Raw genomic sequence first — 21,322 nt, 5'->3', positions numbered from 1 at the left:
CTGATGCGAAGCAAGGTTGCATGGCGTGGTTTCGAACGCGCTTTTAGCCAAGAAATCCGGGCTGTAATTCGTAGTCCGGTTTTTCACTGGCTAAGCTGGCTATTTCCGTTGATGCTATTTGTGCTGATCAGCGCAAATTTCTCAGAAGGGACGTTGCTCAATCTGCCAGTATCGGTGGTTGATAATGATCAAAGCCCGCTATCACGTCATCTAATACGTAACCTGGATGCGGCTTCTCATGCGCAGATTAAATCTTATGATGGCGGATTACAGGAATCTCTTGAGAGGCTTGGCAGTGCTAAGGATTACTCTTTACTTTATATCCCGCACGATTTTGAAGCTAACGCGCTCAGAGGATACCAGCCAACAGTGCGTATGTATTACAACGCGTTGTTTTATGGTGCCGGAAGTTATTCTATTCAAGATCTCAGTGGATTAATGGCAGAGATTAATGCGAAATATCGTTCCATATTGGCGACAGAAATGGGACATCAGTTACCGCCATTAGCCAATGTTACGCTCGTTTATGACAGCCTTTTTAATGCCAGTGGTAGTTACATCTATTATCAGCAGTTTGCGGCTACAATCCATTTGTTACAGCTTTTTGTTGTAACCTGCACGATTTATAGCATGGCACGCAGCAAGACACTGATGACAATGAAACCATTTACTTTCGCCCTGTTGGGAAAATTGGCGCCTTATACCCTGTTTTTTACTCTGTTATTGATTGTTGAATTGGCTGCTCTGATTGGTATATTTGATGCAAAAGTGAATGGCAACCCAATATATATGGTGATAGTGGGTTTTTTCTACGTTATTGCCGCTCAAAGTATTGGCCTGTTGTTGTTTACTTTCACTAATAGCACATTGACGGCTTACAGTTTAATTGGAGTGCTAGTCAGTATTGCGACGACTTTTTCAGGTATGTCAGTGCCAGAATTATCAATGATATTGCCGGCACGAATAATTGCCAATATTGAGCCTTTGACGCATGCGCTAAATGCGATGTTTGATATTTTTCTGCGAGAGGTTTCTTTGCTGGGTATTTTATCTGTTTGTGCTTTATTACTTATTTATCCGGTCGTTTGTTTTCTGTTAGTACGAAACCGGTTATTTAAACGACTTGGTTTGCCACAGGGTGATGAATAATGCAGATGTATTGGCAAACTTTTCGCCGGGTATTAATGGGAATGTTGGAAAAGCCCATGTGGATGTTGATGTTGGTTTCCTTGTGTATGATGAGTTTGGTATATGTCCGGCCAACAGTATGGGATCTACCGGTTGCTGTGATCGACCAGGATCACAGCTCTGCTAGTCGCGCGTTAATACGCCAGCTTAATTCTACGGCTAAAATTGCTGTCCATAGCTATGACAATTTAGCTGATGCCCGTCATGATCTATTGCTACGTGAAATTTTCGCGATTATTATTATTCCGGCGGATCTGGAGAAAAATATTCTTAATGGAAAAAATATCACCTTTCCGATTTATGGCGATGCAACAAGTCGCCTTGCCAATGGGCAAATTCAGCAAGAATTAACCTCAGCCCACCGGCAATTGCTAAACGAATATAATAGCAAATTATTATTGAAATATGGTTTCAGCCCTGAACAGACAGAATTATTACTGATGCCGATTCGTAGTGAAACTGTTGGGCTATTTAATCCTGGCGTTAGTTTTGCCGCAATTGTTTTTCCCGGTTTGTTGGTGATGTTATTACAACACTCGTTATTGATATCTTGTGTGCGGGTCAGTATTACGATACGTGGTACACCGAAAGGTAAACCTCCATTGCCTGTCTATTTGGGAGCGTTGTCGGCGTTATTACCGATTTGGCTTTTTCTCTCCATCATCTTTTTTGTGCTTTGGCCGTGGGTGTTGGGATACCGACAGGAGGCGTCTATTCTTTTGCTATTAATGCTGACGTTCTTGTTTATGTTGGCGGTACTCGGATTAGGTAAATTAGTAACAGAATGTATGCGCAGTGTAGAAATGATCTATTTAACGATCGCCTTGCTTACCACGCCTGTGTTCTATATTTCCGGCACAGTCTGGCCGATACAGGCAATGCCTGATTGGGTGAGAATAATCTCTTCTGCTTTACCATCGACTTGGGCAACGAAAGCGATTGCCGGTGTTAACCAAATGGGATTGCCAGTACAGAATGTACTGGGAGATATTGTCATGATGCTGGTTCTTGGTGGGGTTTATACTCTGTTAGGAATTTTGATAAGTATGGTGCGTAATGGTGAATTAAGGAAAATAACCTATTATTTGCGTAAGGTGTTTAAGTGATGATTTATGTTTCCTAATTCGTGATTTATTCTAGTGCGATAGCAAAATGACCAGATAGAGTGGTGCATATATGTTCTATTTTTATACTCATTATAATTTTTTATCTATGTAATTCAGTTGGGTAGATAAAGTTATGGTAATCACATTAATAATTAGTACTTATCATTAAATATCTCTCTATGTATTGTTTTTTTAGAATCATATAACAGAACCAATGATAGTTTCGGTGTGCTGTCAGGAACGGTCAATTTCACCGATATGAGATGGAAAAACGATAGGAGGATATGACATATGGCTAAAGTAACTCCTATCTCACATTCAGAAGTGAGAAAGCGTCTTCTTAATACACCGGAAGCTATACAAGCTTATGTTGAGGCTACAGAAGAATATGAGCTGCTGGAACAACTCACTGAGTGGAGGGAAAAGGCGGGTCTAAAGAAAATAGATATAGCTAAACGGATGGGAATTAATCCGTCTGCGGTTACCCGTATTGAGAAGAATGTAACGAAAGCTAGTTGGCACACACTTAAACGTTATGCTGCTGCATGTGGTGTTGAGTTATCTTTAACTGCGAAGTAATACTACAGAATGTGTGTTCCGTTGGTGGTGATACTTAAGATCTGCTTGTTCTAAGAGGCTTCCGTTAAAGGAAGCCATTTTCCTGCAATATTTCTATCTGATTTCTTCGCTTAAAATCTCGTTTTTTTCAGCGAAAGCAAAAACAATATATTTTTAACGACAAAGGCGCTGATTAAAAAACAGAAGAAAACAGAAAATGCATCGACATAAGTAAGATTAAGATAAATAAAATAGGCTATTGTGACGCCAATAGCAGAATCAAGTTGATCGAATAAAATAAACAATCGCTTATTTTGTTCCGGGTGTTTTCCCGGAGGTGCGCCGAGTCTCCTTTTTAGCCAAGAGTTCGGTAATTCAAAAAGAACATAGCCGAAACCCGCCAGAAAACCGGCAAATAAACAGGAGGAAATAGTCTGGGGAATAACAGTGTCCTGTATTCCGAAACCGGGAACTAACCACAATAGTGAAAATAGTGCGGTAATAATGGGTACAACAATAAAACCGCGCCAGGTCTTGTTGCGACCAAAATAACGTTGATGTATTGGAATAGCCCAGCGGGCAAAATAGTTTTTCGTCACAATTACCATGTGTAAACAACCACCAAGGATGACGGGGATCATTAAAATCCATCCATGATAAAAACTATTGAACATAAAGACTCCAGAAATGAAGACCGGTAAATAAAACAAATCCTGCAAGTGTTGTACTGATGATAGTATTGAGACTCTTGAATTTATAAAACGGGCGATCCCATAACATAGCGATACTGAATGTAAGGAGCGCTAATGTCAGTAAGAGATGGCTTAACCACGGCTCGACGACTAAGCTTACCAAAGCGTAACCACTGATAATAAATAAGCTCCAGAATACGGGCATACCGAGATAGGAGAGCTGGTTTTCATTCTTAATATTCCCGACTTCATTAAATACAGATAATCGCAGGCAACCACTAATGATCATTAAGATAATAAACAGGGAATACCAAGATTGATAACCGGAAAGGTAGAGAATAATAGCTGGAGAGATCAAGTAAATAAGTTGATCCATAAATCCATCAAGATAACGACCAAATGGGCGCGTAATATTTAAGTTTCTGGCTAAAATACCATCGAGCGCGTCGCCAAGCATGGCAAGATATAAAAACGCAATAGCTAAGTAATACCAATGTTGTAATGCGGCTGCCACGGCAAGAGCGCTAAATACCGCCCCACCAATAGTAATATAGTCTGCTCTATTTAATTGGATAATAAAATGATTATTGTTCATAACTTTTCCTTATTTTTCCTTGTATGGAACGGAGGACAATTGGCCTTTTCTGAGCATATTTGTCAGAGCAATGCGGTTTATTTTGCTGTTATGACGAATATCGACCGGAATAGAATTAACATAATAAATACGGGTAACTAGTGTGAGCGCCAACTCGTCTAAAATAGCGGGTAAATCTGCCGGTAGTGTGGCGCTCTCCAGTATCAGAGCGGCTCCGCTTAAAGGATGTAGCACAAACGCGTTTTGAGTGACCTCTGGTAGTTCATTGATCCTTTTTTCCAGTACGTAAGGATGAATGATACGGCCATCATCTAGCACCACTTTGTCTTTTACCCGTCCAAGTAGCCAGAGCTGTCCTGTAGTATCCAGATAGCCAACGTCACCAGTACAGTGCCAAATGCCCCCCTGTTTACGTGGGAGTTTGTTTTCTTTCGTTGCTTGAGGATTATCAATATAGTCTTTGAGCACATGAGGCCCGGCAACCAAGATTTCACCCACATTACCGGCGGGCAGCGGGGTAATTTGTTGGGGATTAGCTGTTATTTCCCGGATACATATTTCTGCTTGTGTCACCGGTTTTCCAACCAAATAACCATCATGAGTTGCCCAGTGGTTTAATTGAGTCGTCATTTCGACGGTACTGATCGGTTCAACCTCGGTGGAACCATAGACCACTAAATGCCGAGCATGTGGGAAGACGGTCAGGCAGTTTTCAAGCAGAGCCTTGTTGGCAGGCGCGCCACCTACAATGATTGTTCGCACGTTGGGGAATGACAACCCTTTGCTCTTAGCATAACCGGTAATTTTGCTCATATAGGCGGGAGCGCCGCTGAGGCATGTAATACCTTTGTCTTGTATTTGCTTGACGATCTTCTGCGGATCGACGGTTGCGGGATGGGCAAAGTCAAAATCAGGCAGAATACTGCTGTTGCCGCAACACAATGAGTGCAGCACCATAACGGGGAAACTGTGTAGGTCAATCTCACTTTTTCCCTCAGGAAAAAGCGCTGTTATGGCGTAAAGTTGTGCTAGCAGGCTGTCATGAGTGCGGTTTGCGCCTTTGGGTATGCCGGTGGAGCCTGAGGTAAAGGTAATTAATCCAGTTGTATCCGACGGTAAATCTCGGCAGATAAAGCTATTTAAAGATAAATGTTGACTGGGTGTTTCCAACGCTTTCATGCCCCAGATACGTTGGCCGATGACAAAACGTCGTAGTCGCCACAATTCAGGGATCAAAAACCAGAATTTTCCTAACGTAGGCTGGGTGATCACCGCTGATAATTTACTGCGGCGCAGTATCTCTCTCAGTTGCTTTCTGGAAAGCCCGCGTTCAAGCATAACTGGAACTAACCCTAAACCCAGAATAGCAATAAGCAATGGATAAAGGACTAAACCTGGTTGAATAATCACCAACAAGCGATCGCCAGCGACGAAGCCGGCCTGGGTTAATAGACGCTGGAAATGGGAGGCATGAGAAAAAAACGCCTGAAAGCTTAAGCCGTTACTGTGATCCAATGAATGTGGCGTTTGCAGGGCTAAATGCTCAGGGTGTTTTTGGGCTGCATTGACAATTGGTTGACAAATATTTGTCATGCGATCCTCCTGTAATAAAGCGCATATTGATGCTTGGTGGCAGCCGGCGTATTAAAAAGCCGTCCTGCGGTCTTGAGAGATGTATTATCTTCACGCATCAAAGCGCCTCCCAAACGTGGGTGAATACGCCTGGCGCTCTGTTCAAATGAGTAATACAGCGTGTTGTACAGCCGACTGCCCCGGTATTGCGGTGCAACTGCCACGGTTTTCAACAACCCGATAGCGGGCTGACCTTTTTGTAGAACAGACAGACTTAGAAGTAACCCGGCAATTTCGCCGTTGGTGGTTTTAGCCAGAAATGAGGCAGGATAACGGCAAAAAGGTTTAATAAACTCCTCACCACAGTGCTGTTGAAAGGCGGACCAAGATGGCGTGGTATAAGCGAAATTTTCGCCAAATACTGAGTCGATAAAAGAATAAAGTTTAACCTGTTCTTGCATCCATAATTCCGGTGTTAACGGCAATAATGTTGCTTGAATATCAGGAAGTTTTTGCGCGCGTTGATGAGCTTGCTGAAAGTTGCCTGCTATTGCCTGAGTATCGTCGAATAGTGAGATATAGCGATAACGGATATCAAACCCTAACTCTTTTAACAAAAGAGGATAGTAAGGAGGGTTATAAGGCTCATGCTCAAAGGGAGAGACCTCAAAATGATCAAGTCGAACGCGGTAATCGCCGAAAGTTGAGAAATTAATGGGTCCGTAGAGATTACGCGCACCATTTTCCTTGGCCCATTGTTCCAAGGCGCTAAACAGCATGGTGTTGCTTGCTATGTCATTATCCGTTTCCCAAAAGCCGAAAAATGCGGCAGATCGGCCATCAACACTATGAGGTACTAAAAAACCGACAAGACGGGCTTTCCCCGGAATACAACCAATCCAAGCTTTACTGTGATTAAACCAGGAATTCTTCGGGCTGAACTGTTGTTGCACTTTTTCCCGGTCTTCGCCAGGCCAGAGCGGCCAATCGCGATAAATCATTGGTGGAAGGTCAAGAAAACCTTCTGGCAGTGGATTGGCCGGGGACCACTCTCCCATCAATATATTAGACATGTTCACTCCTTGATGTCTGTTCTTCTGCTGTAGTGTCGTGCAAGCGGACAACACTCCCAGTTGCGCCATCCATGCGTACTCGATCGCCGTCTTGCAAAATTTGCGTGACTGCGGGAATACCGACAATTGCGGGGATCCCTAGTTCACGAGCGACAACGGCGGAATGTGAGAGAGTCGAACCGCGCTCGATGAGTAATCCACCGGCGGTAGGGAATAACGGCGCCCAACCCGGATCAGTACGCACAGTACATAGGATCTGACCTGCCAGCGACATTTCATCTTGTGGGTTTTTAATTAATCGGATAGTTGTTTCAACCTGCCCTGGGTAGCAACCTATGCCTTGTAGCACGCTGCTATCAGTTGGGGACTGCTTTTCCTGATAGGGATAGCTGTAATCTTGCTGTTGGTACAGCGAGCCTCTAATGAAAAGGTGATGAGCGGGTTCATCCTCGGTTTCGTAGCTGGCATATTCTTGCTTGCGTATAGCAACTAAAGGCTTAAGTTGGGTTTGTATTGCTGTTCCTTCGTAGCCGCTGTAGATCTCCTCTAACGTGAGATAAAAAATATCGCGGGGTTCAGCGAGGATACCTTCTAGTGCATAGGCTTGACCAAGTTGTATGAAAATATCCCGGTATAGCCCAAACATACGGGTCCGGGTGAAGCGCATATTTTCCCGGTGGCGTATCGCTTGACGCAATTTCTGCAAATTCTTTTTGAAGGCGTTCATACGTCTGGAGCCAAGTCGCTCGTGTATTTGCTGAAATGCCGTGTTTTCGGCTTGAGTACGCAATTTTCTTTCCCGGCTAGATAGCGTCTCTGGCGTGAGAGTATCGATAGCAAGGTAGTTTTTTAGTATCAGAAATAGAAAACTGGGATCTTGTTTTAGCGTGATGGTTTCCAGCTTCAATTCCCCCATCGTGCGATCGCCATATTTTTTAATATAATCGATGCACTGCTGGTGGAATGATTCGTCGAGTTGGCGTACTTGGGTCAGCAGGGTACGAGCATCACCGTGGGTCAATAGATTGCACAACTCAGGGTGCTGACGTGCATATTGGCACATCTTTAACAGCACTTTGGTCGGTTGGGTGCTTTCAATATCTTCATCCCCAGAGAGAAGATCACCTAATAATGCAGATGAATTCTCAATACCGGCAGCAATTAGCTCCCGGTTTACCCGGCCATTAAACATCATCACATAGAAGTCATTCAGGATCGGCGTCGTCCAGCGTCGTAGCAGATTTTCATCCAGATATTTCAGTTTCTCGATGAGTTGGCCGCTGTTACAAGTATACGGTTCTGCTTGTTTTATGGCGGCGTCATGCCATTTGAACTGTTCTAAAAATAGTTCTACCCGTTGATCCATAGTCCTAAAGGCATATATCAGGCGCAAGAGTGCCCATCCCATTTTGGGCAGTTTCTTTATTTTATCGCCCAGCGAAAGTGCTTTATCTTCAACAAAGTCAACTGGGTCTTCTAGTCCCATCATTCTTTCCATATCTTTTTTATTGGTTTGGAAAGAGGGGAGTAATAATAGCCCTTTATACCAATTGTTGATGTTGTAATAGATCCTGCCTTTAATTAAACCGAGCATATTTTCCAACATGGAACGATGCTGGTTAACTTGTTTATCCGAGCAACCTAAGGCACGTATTGTCTGTTCATAAACGGTGGCATAACCGGCGCGAGCAAAAGAGAAGGTCAGTGGTGTTGTTATTCCACAATAAGATTCCTGAATATTGGAATTATCAAAGATAATATGGCGCTCGCTTTTATCATCCTGACGTGGCAAGCGGGTTATTGGCCGGGTCTGTAGAATAAAGATTTTATGGTTTTGAATCGTCCATTCGATATCTTGTGGGCATCCCCGTTCTGCCGCGATTTTTTTGCCAATATTTCGTAATGCATAGATTTCACTATCGAGTAAGGTCGGCTTCCACTGTTTTTCTTCCGCGACGGGTATTGTTATTGTACCGCTGCCATTGGTGGTATCGAAAACACTTGCTGTCTCTTTTTGTGCTATATGGCGTTCAATCTCGGGTGTAGTGAGATGAACTGAGAATTCGTCGGTATCGCATTCGCCGGAAACCACACCTTCTCCGGCGCCCCAGGCGGCTGAGATTAGGCAATGTTGCCTGCTGCCTGTCACTGGGTGGGCAGTAAACATGACACCAGAAACCTCACCGGCAACCATGTTTTGAATGATGACAGCACTACTTATATTGCCCATCGGTAGCTGTTTGTGTAGGCGATATTGTAATGCACGCGTGTTAAAAGCTGAGGCCATTACCGCACGTAAGCTATTGACCAGCGCTGATTTACCTCGTTGAAATAGGTAGCTGTCCATCTGCCCGGCGAAAGAGGCGTTGGCGGCGTCCTCGCCAATGGCTGATGAGCGAACAGCGAAAAATGTATCTGGGTGATTCCCTGATAAGAGAGCCAATTCTTCTTCTAATTCAGTAGGCAGTGGAATCGACTGTATCCACTGACGCAATGGCGCAGCAATAGTGTCGAGTTTTTCCTGGCTGATATCACGTGGTACGGCAGCCAACTGTTCTATAATATTGTTTGCAAATGTATCTTTGATAAGCAGGCTATTGAGTACCTCGCTGCTGATGACCCAATAATTAGGTACAGGAAAACCGTTTTGCGTAAGCCATAATAAATTAGCCGCTTTGCCGCCTAAGGAGTGTTCCGCCAATTCAATAGCGTTATCTTGAGAGTAGAGATATTTCATATTTATTCCACCAATGCAGCAATAGTATACTTTGCTTACATCATGGTCTTATTTGCACGTAATATTGTTGGCGTGAATAGATCAATAAGATATGAATGTATTACAAGCTATTGCTGCACCCTTATTTTAGAGGAAGAGTAAAATTAAATAGTTTATTCGGTTGATTATTAATTCCGTGTTAATGAAATAAGCCAACCGAGAGTTTTCATTGTGCGTTCCATAAATGGATAGCCAACAACATTGTGGGCCATCATATAAAGCGGAATTCTTCTCATCCATAAATCACGTAGTGCTAACTCATAGCCACGACGCCAATTTATTGGATCAAGAGATAGCCCCGATTTTTGCTCAAGCTCAATCCGGTGTAGTTCAATATAATAGGCCGCCTTATCCGCATCGCTTTGTGGGTCTAAGCTAAAGGCCAAAAGTTCTGCCAGGTCGCGTTGTGGCAGGTGCAAAGTAGATAACTCCCAATCCCAAGCGCATAAACGTAGCCCGGTTTCCTGTTGCCGGAAGGCAATATTACGTGGATTGAAATCGCCGTGAATTAATGTCCTTGGCATCTGTTCGATTTCCTTCCACCAAGTGGCGGTGTTGTCTACCCAGTACTGGAAATCTTTCCGTTCTTCGGCGGTAAACAACTCAGGGAACGCTTGGTGGACAAAATTGCCCAGTTTTTGCCACAGGGGCTTCATCTGTGAAACCGTATCGGCATTCGCAATTTGCAGTTGTGGGAACTTCAACGTGAGCTCTTCTTCTCGTCCCAACCAGATAGCGTGAATATCGGCTATTCCTCGGATAGCGGCTTCAAGGTGGCGCTGCTCCCAAGGTGTTTCCAGATTAATATTGTTCATTAACACCATATCGTGGAGCAATTCTTCAATCAGGGCATAAGTTCCGGTTGCTTCGTTTTCAATCACACCATAGATAATTGGAATATAACGCATCAACCGTGGATCTTGCTGATTCATAATAGCCAGCTCACGGCTATGGCTTTGGTTAAATTCAAGCTGATGTTCAAAGTCCTGGAAAACGGCAAACAATTCAGGAGAACAGTGTTTGGCGATATCCAGTACCATATTAACGACCTCACTTCCCAGAGGTTTCAGTTTCAGCATCACAGGTAAATTGTTCTGTGCGGATGTCGTCATAGAAAAAGGAAATAAGCCAATTAAACGCTCCGCATAATTTGAGCTCAGATTTGTCAGCATGCTGTGCTCATCACCGCCAGAAAATTTAGGATTGATCGTGGTTAAATGAGCCCCTTGTAACACAGGGTTAAAATCTGCTTGCTGGAAGAAGGAGAGATCAAGGTCCTGTGGGGTGTGTGCAGTGATACTACTGGCAGCAGCAGGGCGATAACGGCCAAGTCTTTCATGTGATTGAGCGAATTCATCCGCAGCAATAGCTGACAGCGTTGAAATATCAAGGGCCAGACAATAGCTGGCGATGATCTCCGCCAGGCGGGCGGTGCCGTTTTCATCGGTGCAGCCCAACATGTTCAGACATTCACGTTGGTGTGGTAAATAAGTTCCGCCACCGATGGTGCCGATGATCAGAGAAGGTAGTGTAATACTGCAATAGACGCGGTTATCGGCGGTTAATGTCATGTGCAGGTGGGCGACTGACGATTCATGTACACAGGCAATATCTTGCCCTAAAGCGGTAAACATCCCGGCAATCACGTTTGCGGCATTAATATTCATGCCGATCATCCCTGAGGCAATAGCGCCTTCGCAGACATGATGATAAGCCGTGACAAGCTGTTGTGGCGTGACTCGCAAGATTTGCTGACAGGATTCAGCATCTAAATAAACCTCAGCTACTACGCGAGTTCCCCGTCCTTCGATGAAAGGTTGATAAGACACCTTTTTATCACTAGAGGTATTACCATCGATCATAAAGTGACGTAGTGGTATAAACGCCATTTTGGCTAGCTGTTGTTGGATCCATTGACATGCATACCAAGTGCAAATAGTGGTCATGTTTTGACCTGCCGCGGCGGCGGTATTGTAGATAAATTGCAAATGGACGCTGCGACCGATGATATGTGGATTTATTTCCAACAATTGCGCATGTTTGGAATGGCGTCCTATTTCATACCGTAATTCGCTGATATGTTCTTTGATCCAATCACTGAACATAATGCTATGCGAGACGCTATGAAATTCAAAACGAGGGGCTCGTATCATGCGTTGACCGAGTACACGCGCGGTCGTCCCTCCTGATTGCGTAATAACGGAAGAACCTCGGGATACCGAAGCAATTAAAGCGCCCTCTGTGGTGGCAAGTGGAGCATAATATACCCCTTGAGCGTATTGTCCCTTTATCAAGAGAGGGCCGGCGATCCCCACGGGGATTTCTATTGAACCAATAAATCCTTCAATGGTTTTTGCCAGTTTGGTCGCATCCAGATGGGTATTTGCCACGTATTCCAATGTATGCCCGGTATGTTTTGCCAAATAATCCAGACGCTTTTGTCGCGCTTCTTCGGTGTAGGTGTAGAGGTGGCGGCGGGGCAATAATTTTACTTGAGTTGTTTCTGTACGGACGGCAGATGCTCCTTGGTGTTTTTTGATGCTAAATATGTCACGTGACAATTCTAGAATAGAACCTCGCGCACAGTTTTCTATGTGATCAGTGGTATTATCTGATGCATCACTTACATATGATTGGATATTCTTTTGCAACATAATTATATTTCCTTTAATACCTAAGCAAACCCAAGCTTTATTAAGATGCTGGCAGTGCAAACCGAGTAACCCAGCACCATAAATATTCCCACGACAGCTTCATCGCGTTTGCGATTTTGGATAGTGGGGTTACGGAGGAATTTACTTAATTGCCATAGACACAATGCATAACAAACGACCAAGATAATTAACGCCCATAACGCTATACCATCAGTGGTGATACGGATTAGCCAAATCTGTAATATCAACATTACGGTGAGTAATGCCGCGATAATAGCGACAGCCCCTTTTCTGCCGAAAATAGATGAATAGGTCGGTATTTCCAGGCGCTCTTCATCTGGACCTTTACACTTGCGTGTAATTTCAAAACTGAATCCAGAGAAGAAGCACAACCCCATTAAGACCCATATTGGGAAAGTGAATGTGAGATTAGGGCTGGCGATATTGCCCAACCACCAGATAATGAGCGGCATTACCAGCATATGGGAAATGGCATACCAAGTAAGGTGTTGGTTTAACCAATCACCGATAAAGAACTCTTTGCCCATAAGACAGGTCCAGATAAAGACCAATAGCCAGGCAAAAGTAACTGAACCAATTCCTCTATCTAAAAATAGACTTCCACCCAATTGTAATGCGACACAACAGATACCAAGCACCCGTAGATTTTTCAGCGTAATAATACCGCGTTGTAAAATCCTCTGTGGGTGATGTTCACAATCCAGTTGATAATCCTTATGCTCATCGAATATCCGTAATAGTAAAAAATAGGAGAAGGACATCAGGCAACCGAGCAGGATTTCCCATGATAAAACAGGTTTTTCCCTTATTGAATAAAAAGCTACGGAATAACTGATGATATAAAAGAGAAAGAAAAGCGGCGCATTTTGCAGCGGGAAACGCTCATCCATCCATAGCTTTATCCTCTTACCAATGAATTTTGAATAAATATCTTGGCCTTCCATACATCATTCCTATTTATTGTATAAAGACTAAACTATATACATTTGTGAAAATTCAGCTTGAGGATAATCAATCCAGAAGAGAATCTTAATAAAGTCTATGAGTGTTTTTTAACATTATTTCTCTAAATAACTTCAAAAATACGTATAGACTGGAGCCATACATTAAGCCAAAAGTTTGTCATCGGCTATAATCAGTATGTGTAAATTTTAATTTTAGTATGCAACTTATGTTTACAAAATTTCCCATAACTGTATGTTTGTACGATATTTTATCTCATCCTCAGATTGAGGGATAACGGGCTTCGATATCATATTTCAGACAAATATAAATGAGTATCTGTTTCGTTATCTGTATAACTTGTCACGCAAATAAATTTTTAGTAGGACAAAGTTACTCCATATAAAATACCGGAATAAAACAATAAATGATTAGTTATTGTAATTGAATGAGTGGTGAGATGTTTTGATTTAGCGCAGTTTATAGTCAGATATTGCCACAATAATTAAAAGGTAATATTTACAGTTAGGTCTGTATTGGATTCTTGATGTAGGATCGGGGAATGCCGATATATTTTGGCTAAATAGCTACGTTACTTTATCAAGTAAGGAGTCTGAGCTGTGTTAGGAAAAATCCACAATCTTACTCTGTGCTGGTTTACTGCTGTCCGTGCTAGTCATTTAGTTGTCAACCAGTATAAGCAGGAAGAGGTTAGTTTCAGCGACGAAGCCAATGATCTGATTCTGATAGTTATCCGTACGGAATTAGGGTTGTGTGTTAAAAATTTGGTAGATGCGATAGCGTTGAAATTCATTCTTACTGTTCTCTGTGCAGGTTTGTTGCAATTGGCTGAGTGTGTAAAAACGAGTTTGCCGGAGGGCGCGGATCAGCACGATCTGGCGCGATTATCATGTTGATCAGGGTAGAAATTCCGGTAGATGCAGCGGGAATAGATCGGTTATTACGGAAATCTTTTGATACCCCGGCAGAAGCGGAATTAGTTCAACAATTGCGGGAAGATGGACTATTGACGTTAGGCGTGGTTGCCACAGATGACGAAGGCCAGGTAATCGGTTACGTGGCTTTTAGTCCGGTGGATATTAATGGTGAAGATCACCAATGGGTTGGTCTGGCGCCGTTAGCGGTTGCAGAAGAATATCGCCGGCAGGGAATTGGTGAAAAGCTGGTGTATGAAGGTTTGGATAGCCTGAATGAATTTGGTTATGGTGTCGTCGTTGTTTTAGGTGATCCACTCTATTATCGCCGGTTTGGTTTTACGCTTGCTAGTGAGCACCAATTGTATTGCCAGTGGCCAACGTATGAATCTTATTTTCAGGTATATGAATTAGCTGATAGTTTTTTGGCTGACCATCAGGGACTGGTTACTTATTCCCCACACTTTGGCCGTTTCTAATTGATGCTAAATATTCTGATATACAGACGGGCTGGCAAATAACCAGCCTCTCTTTTTGCTGTTTACTTAATTGTTTTACTTGATATTCCAGCCGTGAGGCACTGGAGCGGTCTCCGGCATGACTACTGAAAACCAGCTGTAACGGTCCTTTCCCTCTCAGTGATTTTGCTCCTTTCCCGTTTTCATGTTGTGCAAAACGGCGATGAATATTTGTCGTTATCCCGGTGTAAAGCATGCCAGATTTTGTTTTCAGTAAGTAAAGAACCCATTGATTTTCGGCCATATAATTTTTTTCTGAATTTTCTATTTTTGATATTTATATTTTACTCGAACGCTTTTCTATATCATTTTTCTGAATAATTTAGTTTAAGTTGTTATAATATAACAGTTTTATAAGACCCGTTACATATCAATTTGCTATACGTCGCATTATTTATTCAAAAAAATTGAAATAGAATAGCAATAATTGCTAATTTTTATTCCGGCCTTTAGAGCATACTATGATCCACATCACAGAGAGTAACTCATTCAACTAAAAATTGATCAAGGATCATAGTATGAAAAACGTAAAATATATCGCTGCTGCTTTAGCTTTAAGTGCTATCTCTTTTGGCAGTATGGCGGCAACAGAAGTTCAAACTGCTTCCTCTTCTAAAGTTGGCGTAGTTTCTGTCACGGGGGCTGATACTTTGGAAACCCTAAGTGCCGAGTTGTCCAAAAAAGCTGACAAAGCAGGGGCATCTTCTTTCCGCATTATCTCTGCTGGCGGTAAGAATCAATTATCAGGTGTTGCTGAAATCTATAACTAATTTATAGTAGAACATACTGAACCCTGGCCCTGTCAGGAGATGTCAGAACACGCCGTAGGATGATGTTTATCCCGGCGTGGTTCTGGGCTTCCAGGCAGATATAATCCTGCTATTGGAGAGAGTGTGAGCGCCACTGAAAACTTTCAGATTATCCATAGATACCTCGCAAGACAGCATGTCCTAACGCTTTGCACAGCAACCGGTGATGATATTTGGTGTGCAAATTGCTTCTATGTTTTCAATGCCGATGAGATCGCTTTTTGGTTTATGACTGAACTTCATACTCGCCACGGTGAAATGATGCAGGTAAACCCGCAGGTTGCAGGTACCATTGCTGGGCAGATTCGAAATATTGCACAGATAAAGGGTATTCAATTCAAAGGGGAAGTCATTCGTCTTGAAGGTGAAAAAGATAAAGCCGCCAGAGCACGTTATTGCCGCCGTTTTCCTGTGGCAATTGCTGTTAAAACACCTATTTGGCAACTGAATCTCAATGAAATAAAGATGACTGATAATACGCTTGGATTTGGTAAGAAAATCTGCTGGCAGCGATAAAATTATCTTAATCTATGAATAACTTGGTTGTGGCTACCACGCCATAGTAAACCGGGTTCATAAAGATTTTGTATAAATTTGCCATCCACTAGCACATTAATATAGCTGACAATTTCCCGTTGAATTTCGCTAAGTTCCTTTAGCAGATAACCCGTCCAAAGCCAAATGTCCTTGTCTGGGCACTCTGTTTTAATCCGTTTTACCAATTTCAGGATCGCGAGTGCATTGTGTGGATGTAGGGGATCTCCGCCAGATAAAGATAGCCCTTGTCGTTTAATGCGTTTGTCTTGTAAATCAAAAATTACACGGTCTTCCATTTCCTGCGTAAATGGCTGGCCGGAGTTCACTCGCCAGGTACTTTTGTTATAACAACCGGGACATTGATGTTCGCACCCGGCGACAAACAGTGTGCAGCGAGTTCCGGGGCCGTTGACCACATCAACAGGGTAGTATTGGTGATAATTCACTTTGTCAGCCTGCCTTCATTAGCCTAATTGCCCATTTGCCAGATGTTTTATCCTGCGTTTCACCTCTTCTTGTTTGCCCGCATTGAATGGGCGGGCATCGGGGCTTCCCAGATAACCACAGACGCGGCGGATTACTGATACTCTGGAAGGTTCATGATTGCTACAACGTGGACAGGTAAACCCTTTACTGGTACAGGAGAATTCACCGGTGAATCCACACTCATAGCACTCGTCGATAGGGGTATTGGTACCGTAATAAGGGACACGTGAGTAGCTGTAATCCCATACATCTTCCAGTGCTTTCAGATTATGTCGCAGATTAGGATATTCGCCGTAGCAGATAAAACCGCCGTTTGTTAGTGGTGGATAAGGGGCTTCAAAATCCAATTTGTCATAAGGATTGACCTTCTTTTCAACGTCGAGATGGAAACTGTTGGTGTAATAGCCTTTATCCGTCACCCCTTTAATTACACCAAACTCAGCGGTATCAAGGCGGCAGAAACGGTCACATAGATTTTCGCTTGGAGTGCTGTATAAACTGAAACCATAACCTGTCTCTTTTTTCCATTGATCAGTGGCTTTTCGCAGATGATCAACAATTGAGAGCGCTTTTGCACGTAATTGTGGATCATCAAATAGATGAACCTGATTGCCATACAATGCATTAATGGTTTCATGAATACCAATATAGCCCAGAGAAATAGAAGCCCGGCCATGTTTAAAGATTTCAGCGATATTATCATCGGCTTTCAAGCGAACCCCGCAGGCGCCTTCCATATAAAGGATTGGCGCAACTCGTGCTTTAACGCCTTCCAAACGGGTAATACGGGTCATCAATGCTTGCTTCGCCAGTGCCAGACGTTTGTCCAATAATTGCCAGAAATGTTTTTCATCGCCTTTGGCTTCGATAGCTATCCGAGGCAGGTTCAAACTGATAACCCCTAAGTTATTGCGTCCTTCATGAATTTGTTCACCCTTTTCCTCATAAACACCGAGGAAACTGCGACAACCCATCGGGGTTTTAAAGGAGCCTGTGACCTTAACCACTTGATCATAGTTAAGAATATCAGGATACATGCGCTTACTGGCACATTTGAGAGCCAGTTGCTTGATATCGTAGTTAGGATCACCGAGTTTGTGATTCAGGCCATCACGGATAGCAAATACCAGTTTGGGGAATATCGCTGTTTTGTGGTTCTTACCCAAACCAGCAATGCGGTTACGCAGAATAGATTGCTGAATTAGGCGGGATTCTTTTGACGTACCCAGACCAAAGCCAAAAGTGACAAAAGGAGTCTGCCCATTGGCGGTATGCAGTGTATTAACTTCATATTCCAGTGATTGGAAAGCGTCGTAACACTCTTTTTCTGTTCGTGCTTCGGCATAGGATTTTTTATCGCTGATATTCCACTCTTCGGCAATCGCCAAGTGTTTGTCATAGCTGGCTTTAACGAAGGGGGCTAATACTTCATCTATACGATTGATGGTGGTACCGCCATAAATATGGCTGGCAACCTGAGCGATAATTTGAGCCGTTACTGCTGTTGCGGTTGAAATGGATTTTGGCGGTTCTATTTCAGCATTACCCATTTTAAAACCATTGATTAGCATGCCTTTTAGGTCGATTAACATACAGTTAAACATTGGGAAAAAGGGGGAATAATCGAGATCATGGTAGTGTATTTCGCCTCTTTCGTGAGCCAATACCACATTGCGCGGCAGAATATGTTGTTTGGCATAACTTTTAGCAACAATCCCGGCCAACAGATCCCGTTGAGTGGGAATCACTTTGCTGTCTTTATTGGCGTTCTCATTGAGCAGGGAAACGTTACTCTGTTCAATTAAACCACGGATTTCTTGATTAAGTCGGCTATGTAACTCTCGGGTAATATCCCTATTGTGACGATATTCGATATAAAGACGGGCAAGGTGCTTATAGCTGCCTGCCATCAACTGATTTTCTACTGCATTCTGAATATCTTGTGCATTAACTTGCCTGTAGTCAGCGATTAATTGCGTTACTGTGGATGCAACTTGGATACAATACTCATCATCTGTCACGCCAACGGCGGAAGCGGCCCGTTTTACGGCATCTCTGATGCGTGTTTCATCAAATGGCACCTGGCGACCATCCCGTTTTATCACAACAGTTTTCACAATATGACTCCTTGAGAATGTTGCTTAAAAGTGCAAACGATTCTCGTTTTGATATTCAGCTTAAAGATAGATGTCGCTATATATAGTTTTATTTGCATATTTAAGCACAATATATAGTAACTTGAAGTGAGGTAATCACGATCTAATTTGATCTGAAACAAAGAATGAAGACTTATATTTAAGGCTCAGTGAGAAGGATACCCCTTGGTCAGTAACTAACCAAGGGGTTGTAGAAAACAGGGCAGGGATTATTTACGAATCGCGATAGCTTCGATTTCGATTTTAACGTCTTTTGGCAGGCGGGCTACTTCAACACAAGAACGGGCCGGGAAAGACGCATTGTGTTCTCTGAAGAATGCTTCATAAGTTGCGTTAACGGTACCGAAGTCATTCAGGTCTTTAACGAAGACAGTTGTTTTAACAATGTCACCGACAGTGAGACCTGCTTTCTCAACGATAGCTTTAACATTTTCCAGTGATTGACGAGCTTGAGCGGCGATATCTTCTGCGACATCACCTGTTTCTGGATTGACTGGGATCTGGCCGGAAGTGATGACCATATTGCCAAGATCAACACCCTGAACATAGGGACCAATTGCAGCAGGGGCTTTATTAGTATTAATCTCGTATGACATAGGTTCTCCTGTTAATGTGATAACTAAGTGAATATTTCATTGAAGGTACTATTATAGTGTCCGCTTCTACCTCAGCAACTGACATAGATCGTTCAATCGTTGCGTATTACCACATCGCGGTCGAACTCTTTCTCGCAGTATTTGCAGGTCAGCACCACATCTTCCGCTGTCACTTTGACTCGAAAACTGCTTTCTACGGGTTCATTGTGGCTGATGCAGTTGCTGTTAGGGCAGACTAATACGCTATCGATACGCTCAGGCAAGTTAATGGGAAGTTTCTTCACAACTTCGTAGTCTTCAATACAGTTCACCGTTGCGTTCGGCGCATACATAGCAAGTTGGTTAGCTTGTTGTTCTGTCAGGAATGTATTTTCGATTTTAATGATATCTTTTTTACCTAGTCGATTGGAAGGCAAGTTCAGGCCGATGGTAATGCGTTGATCGGTTTCAGTTAGTTTAAACAGGGAGAGTAGTTTGAAGCCGACCTGAGCCGGGATATGGTCAATCACCGTACCGCATCTAATAGCTTCGACTTGTAGTTTATGATCTTGGGTCATAGTGTTTTGTATGAATACATTTTAGTGACAACTTTCTGTATTCATCCTCCAGAGATATTGTTAAGAATCGACATGACTTCCATTTTAGGCGGTGTCACCCTGTTTATCCAGATAAGACGTAGACAAATCAATATTATCTTACTGTTGTTATTCCATATACTTAGCTTTAGCCGTCATTGTTATAAGGGCACTATGTTGAATTTATTTATTTATTTATTTATTTATTTATTTTGGCCATTTTGTTTGAATTGTTTATCTTATTGAAAGCTATTGTTTTTAAATTAAAAGGTATTTTAATATCTTAAAACAAATGGTTAAAATAGATTGATTCAAAAATTGATTTAATTAATGTTTGTTGGGAATATAAGGGTTAATAGATTATTTGTGTCAGACATTTAGGTTTAAATTAATATGTTTATTGTAATAAATAATTATTAACAATATTATTTATTTAATCAAATAAAATGAAGAATGAAATTTTTAAATGTTTATTTAAATAATAAAATGGCAAATACATTCCTTACTGTTTTCATGAACTTTTAGACATTGTTTTAATAATGTATAGATTGAAAAAATAATCAAATTTTTAATCTTAGAGTAAACAGGTTTATTAAATTACATGTGATGAGAAAATTATTGTTGAAAAATGAATTGTTACATCAGATAAAAGGTTGTTTATGAGGATTTAATAAAATGAGTGGCTTATTTTATACAGTTACTTTAATACGTAAATCTGGTAAAGATATGTCGACTACCTTATAGCGTTGATTGCTTTATTATATAATGAACCGATCTAGCTGGTTTTACTCATTTTTCGACTAAATGGTGGTATTATGGTTATGGTAATCTGGCTCTGTTGTTTTATAATAGTTATAATAAATCAATCTATGGTGAGGTTATTTTAAATAGAGAATGTGAATTCTATAATATTAACTTGGCACATGTTAGGAAGAAATAATGAATAATACATTAATTACCCCTGATAATACCTTAGCTCTTTGGGCTTTTGTAATGATTGCAGCTACACTAGCGATTATAATGGAACAAAAATATAGGTGGGCATCGAAAGTACCTGGTGCGGTGATAGCATTAATTATTGCCCTCTTAGCATCCAATTTAAAAATAATTCCTACTCAATCAGTAGTATACGATGCAGTTTGGCAATATATTGTTCCGTTGGCGATACCTTTATTATTATTTAAAATTAATTTACATAGCATTATTAAAGAAAGTTGGAGACTACTTATACTGTTCTTATTCTCTTCTATAGCGACGATGGTGGGTGCAGTCTTGGCTTTTAAAATTTCCTGATTACCATCGAATCTCAGCTAGCTTGAGTAAATACTCAGGTATAGGTGCTGCCCGGATACATGAATAAATAAGCTGTTCGAATGTTTTTTTAAGGTTAAAGCGCCAATTGAACCTGAAACAGAATTCGGCAAGATAACGAGGTAAATACTTTTTGCTAATCGAATGATATGTTCCGCGTATCGAATTTTTTACATTACTTATCATTGTGTTAACCCACTGAAAATAAGGAAGCTTAACACT

Annotated in this window: 21 protein-coding genes; 8 read left to right on the top strand and 13 right to left on the bottom strand. The window is 42.0% G+C overall.

From position 1 onward, the window contains the following. The first annotated feature begins 3 nt into the window (after positions 1 to 3). The 3 genes from EAE92_RS01665 to EAE92_RS01655 all read left to right on the top strand — a co-directional run bounded on the left by EAE92_RS01665 (position 4) and on the right by EAE92_RS01655 (position 2,873). Entirely contained in the window at positions 4 to 1,149 is a 1,146-nt protein-coding gene (locus EAE92_RS01665; RefSeq protein WP_214066826.1) for an ABC transporter permease, read from the top strand. Further along, complete coding sequence (locus tag EAE92_RS01660) at positions 1,149 to 2,294, top strand: ABC transporter permease (RefSeq protein ID WP_214066825.1); 1,146 nt, start codon at positions 1,149 to 1,151, stop codon at positions 2,292 to 2,294. The genes EAE92_RS01665 and EAE92_RS01660 overlap by 1 nt, the downstream gene beginning before the upstream one ends. A gap of 291 nt (positions 2,295 to 2,585) precedes the next feature. Next, on the top strand, positions 2,586 to 2,873 hold the full coding sequence (locus EAE92_RS01655; RefSeq protein WP_011148593.1) for a helix-turn-helix domain-containing protein: 288 nt from the start codon (positions 2,586 to 2,588) through the stop codon (positions 2,871 to 2,873). 110 nt (positions 2,874 to 2,983) lie between these two features. On the opposite strand, the gene EAE92_RS01650 is transcribed toward EAE92_RS01655, so the two are convergent. The 7 genes from EAE92_RS01650 to EAE92_RS01620 form a co-directional block, all read right to left on the bottom strand. Then, positions 2,984 to 3,526 carry a CDP-archaeol synthase gene (locus tag EAE92_RS01650; protein WP_214066824.1) on the bottom strand — a complete coding sequence of 181 codons (543 nt, stop codon included), beginning with the start codon at positions 3,524 to 3,526 and terminating at the stop codon, positions 2,984 to 2,986. Beyond that, positions 3,516 to 4,139 carry a CDP-alcohol phosphatidyltransferase family protein gene (locus tag EAE92_RS01645; protein ID WP_036776478.1) on the bottom strand — a complete coding sequence of 208 codons (624 nt, stop codon included), beginning with the start codon at positions 4,137 to 4,139 and terminating at the stop codon, positions 3,516 to 3,518. Before EAE92_RS01645 ends, EAE92_RS01650 begins: the two co-directional genes overlap by 11 nt. Before the next feature lie 9 nt (positions 4,140 to 4,148). Further along, entirely contained in the window at positions 4,149 to 5,732 is a 1,584-nt protein-coding gene (locus tag EAE92_RS01640; RefSeq protein ID WP_214066823.1) for a fatty acid CoA ligase family protein, read from the bottom strand. Continuing rightward, positions 5,729 to 6,784 (bottom strand): hypothetical protein, encoded by a 1,056-nt coding sequence (locus tag EAE92_RS01635; protein ID WP_214066822.1) that lies wholly within the window; start codon positions 6,782 to 6,784, stop codon positions 5,729 to 5,731. Before EAE92_RS01635 ends, EAE92_RS01640 begins: the two co-directional genes overlap by 4 nt. Beyond that, positions 6,777 to 9,521, bottom strand: coding sequence for a phosphoenolpyruvate synthase (locus EAE92_RS01630; RefSeq protein ID WP_246544960.1), 2,745 nt, complete (start codon positions 9,519 to 9,521; stop codon positions 6,777 to 6,779). Before EAE92_RS01630 ends, EAE92_RS01635 begins: the two co-directional genes overlap by 8 nt. A gap of 167 nt (positions 9,522 to 9,688) precedes the next feature. Beyond that, a complete protein-coding gene (locus EAE92_RS01625) occupies positions 9,689 to 12,214 on the bottom strand; it encodes a phosphotransferase (protein WP_214066821.1) in 2,526 nt (841 codons plus the stop codon). A gap of 20 nt (positions 12,215 to 12,234) precedes the next feature. Next, positions 12,235 to 13,179 (bottom strand): prenyltransferase, encoded by a 945-nt coding sequence (locus tag EAE92_RS01620; RefSeq protein ID WP_214066820.1) that lies wholly within the window; start codon positions 13,177 to 13,179, stop codon positions 12,235 to 12,237. A 618-nt stretch (positions 13,180 to 13,797) separates the two neighbouring features. On the opposite strand from EAE92_RS01620, the gene EAE92_RS01615 reads away from it, so the two are divergent. Further along, the gene (locus EAE92_RS01615; RefSeq protein ID WP_214066819.1) at positions 13,798 to 14,094 is read left to right on the top strand and encodes a hypothetical protein; all 297 of its coding nucleotides are present in this window, start codon (positions 13,798 to 13,800) and stop codon (positions 14,092 to 14,094) included. Beyond that, a complete protein-coding gene (locus tag EAE92_RS01610; protein WP_214066818.1) occupies positions 14,088 to 14,591 on the top strand; it encodes a GNAT family N-acetyltransferase in 504 nt (167 codons plus the stop codon). Before EAE92_RS01615 ends, EAE92_RS01610 begins: the two co-directional genes overlap by 7 nt. Here the strand turns inward: EAE92_RS01610 and EAE92_RS01605 are convergent. Continuing rightward, positions 14,560 to 14,874: a GIY-YIG nuclease family protein gene (locus EAE92_RS01605; protein WP_036776461.1), complete on the bottom strand. Its 315-nt coding sequence runs from the start codon at positions 14,872 to 14,874 to the stop codon at positions 14,560 to 14,562. The two genes, EAE92_RS01610 and EAE92_RS01605, sit on opposite strands and share 32 nt — an antisense overlap. A 274-nt stretch (positions 14,875 to 15,148) precedes the next feature. Between EAE92_RS01605 and bhsA the strand changes: the two genes are divergently transcribed. Together bhsA and EAE92_RS01595 are read left to right on the top strand one after the other, a co-directional pair. Beyond that, positions 15,149 to 15,400: a multiple stress resistance protein BhsA gene (bhsA, locus tag EAE92_RS01600; RefSeq protein ID WP_036776459.1), complete on the top strand. Its 252-nt coding sequence runs from the start codon at positions 15,149 to 15,151 to the stop codon at positions 15,398 to 15,400. Positions 15,401 to 15,523: 123 nt separating this feature from the next. Continuing rightward, a complete protein-coding gene (locus EAE92_RS01595) occupies positions 15,524 to 15,955 on the top strand; it encodes a YhbP family protein (RefSeq protein WP_214066817.1) in 432 nt (143 codons plus the stop codon). Between the two features lie 2 nt (positions 15,956 to 15,957). Here EAE92_RS01595 and nrdG read toward each other — a convergent pair whose 3' ends face one another. The 4 genes from nrdG to pyrI all read right to left on the bottom strand — a co-directional run bounded on the left by nrdG (position 15,958) and on the right by pyrI (position 19,771). Beyond that, positions 15,958 to 16,422 carry an anaerobic ribonucleoside-triphosphate reductase-activating protein gene (nrdG, locus tag EAE92_RS01590; protein WP_214066816.1) on the bottom strand — a complete coding sequence of 155 codons (465 nt, stop codon included), beginning with the start codon at positions 16,420 to 16,422 and terminating at the stop codon, positions 15,958 to 15,960. Between the two features lie 18 nt (positions 16,423 to 16,440). Then, positions 16,441 to 18,579: an anaerobic ribonucleoside-triphosphate reductase gene (gene nrdD, locus EAE92_RS01585; protein WP_214066815.1), complete on the bottom strand. Its 2,139-nt coding sequence runs from the start codon at positions 18,577 to 18,579 to the stop codon at positions 16,441 to 16,443. Between the two features lie 248 nt (positions 18,580 to 18,827). Continuing rightward, positions 18,828 to 19,214 carry a 2-iminobutanoate/2-iminopropanoate deaminase gene (gene ridA / locus EAE92_RS01580; protein ID WP_214066814.1) on the bottom strand — a complete coding sequence of 129 codons (387 nt, stop codon included), beginning with the start codon at positions 19,212 to 19,214 and terminating at the stop codon, positions 18,828 to 18,830. Between the two features lie 92 nt (positions 19,215 to 19,306). Next, positions 19,307 to 19,771, bottom strand: coding sequence for an aspartate carbamoyltransferase regulatory subunit (gene pyrI / locus EAE92_RS01575; protein ID WP_036810179.1), 465 nt, complete (start codon positions 19,769 to 19,771; stop codon positions 19,307 to 19,309). Positions 19,772 to 20,728: 957 nt separating this feature from the next. On the opposite strand from pyrI, the gene EAE92_RS01570 reads away from it, so the two are divergent. Beyond that, a complete protein-coding gene (locus EAE92_RS01570) occupies positions 20,729 to 21,082 on the top strand; it encodes a DUF819 family protein (RefSeq protein ID WP_214066813.1) in 354 nt (117 codons plus the stop codon). On the opposite strand, the gene EAE92_RS01565 is transcribed toward EAE92_RS01570, so the two are convergent. Further along, a partial coding sequence (locus EAE92_RS01565) for a transposase (RefSeq protein WP_214066812.1) occupies positions 21,083 to 21,322 on the bottom strand: 240 nt, incomplete at its 5' end.

The sequence above is a fragment of the Photorhabdus hainanensis genome (assembly GCF_018448965.1).
Classification (GTDB): Bacteria; Pseudomonadota; Gammaproteobacteria; order Enterobacterales; family Enterobacteriaceae; genus Photorhabdus; species Photorhabdus akhurstii.
The sequence above is the reverse complement of the archived record's forward strand: the minus strand, read 5'-3'. Positions and strand labels throughout refer to the sequence as shown.